The 1405-nt window shown below is 69.6% G+C and carries 1 protein-coding gene and 1 pseudogene; both read right to left on the bottom strand.

Translation table 11 applies throughout. The features are described from left to right. A pseudogene (locus CAP13_RS08645) lies at positions 1–250 on the bottom strand (glutamine--fructose-6-phosphate transaminase (isomerizing)); the annotation flags it as partial. Positions 251–498: 248 nt separating this feature from the next. Further along, positions 499–1405 (bottom strand): substrate-binding domain-containing protein (locus tag CAP13_RS08650; protein ID WP_143764938.1); only part of this gene is annotated, 907 nt, incomplete at its 5' end.

A 1405-nucleotide genomic window follows, 5' to 3' on the forward strand; every position in this document is an offset into this window, starting at 1 on the left:
GCCCGTGCGTGGCCCAGCGCGTGTGCCCGATGCCGCAGGTGGCGGGCAGGCGGCGGGCGGCGAGCTCGGACTCGAGACCGGAGACCTTACCGACACGACGCACCACGTCGAGGACGGTGGCGCCATCGGGGCCGCAGTCCTCGAGAGCGACGCCAGCGGAGTCGTAGCCGCGATACTCCAGGCGGGTGAGCCCCGCGATGAGGATGTCCGCTGCGGTGTCCTGACCAGTGTATCCAACGATTCCGCACATAGGTAGCTCCTTGGGTAGCTGATGGGGCGGTGCGGCCACGGACCGGATCGGCGGCGCGGTGGGGCGTCGGGGGGGGGCGTGTCGCACGAGGCAGTATGATAGCGGCATCGTTTGAAGCTCGCATTGATGAAGTGGTTACTTCATTGAAATACCAGCTTGCCGGTGTCTGGATACTTCGAGAGTGGTTCCCGTGCTCTAGAAGCGGCCCGGCGAGAAGAGCTGCATGGGATGAGCGCAGGACGAACCGCCTAGGACAGCTGCGTTGCGATGTCGAGATCGGGTGCAGCCCCCGCTGTGCCCGCGCCACCGAGAGCTGCTCCGGTGCTCGCCCGCTGCAGCAGGAAGGGATGCACGGTGACCTGGCGGTTCTCAGGCTCCGCATCGGCCGGCGCCGGCTCACCCGTCAGCTCGGCCAACTTCGCGACCTCGATCTGCTCAATGAGCAGCTGCACGCCGCGTCGGCCCACCTCGTATCCGGACGGGACCACCGTGGTCTGCGAGATGCTGCCGGTCCATGCCAGCGGATCGCCCTCGCAACCCGCCACGGCAACCTGATCGGGCACGGAGACCCCCGCCGCGGCAAAACCCGCGATGAGGCCCGTGGCCAGGGAGTCGGTCAGGGCGATGATGAAGGTGGGGCGCTCCCCTTCCGGGCGCACCGCGATGCCGTCGGCGATTGCGATGCCGTCCCGCGCGAGGCGGCCCTCCTCGATGCACTCGAACCGCACGTCCGGGTTGTTTTGCGCCACGCGGGCGATTCCCTGCAGCCGCGCCGTCGTCTCCCGGGACCGGTTGAGGCCGACAACCGCCACATGACGCGCGCCCGCATGGATGGCAGCCTCGGCGACGAGCGCGCCCTGGCCCGCATTGTCCGCGGAGACGAAGTAGCCCGGGGCCGTGCTCTCGACGCCCAGGCAGACCAGGGGGATGGCGCCCACGAGGGACGGAAGCTCATCGAGAATGCCGAGGGGCGAATCCGCTGGAGCGGCCGCGCCCGCGTCATCCAGGAACGGGGCGAGGGAGCCAGCACTCGCATCAGAGAATGAGGGTTGCCCGGTCACCGGCTTAGCCGCGGCGCCGCTCACAGGACCGGCTGCGGCGTCGGTCGCGCTGACGGGCGCTGTGCCGACGGGGCTACCGCCCGCTGGCATAGCC

It is taken from the genome of Collinsella vaginalis, from assembly GCF_900176655.1.
Classification (GTDB): domain Bacteria; phylum Actinomycetota; class Coriobacteriia; order Coriobacteriales; family Coriobacteriaceae; genus Collinsella; species Collinsella vaginalis.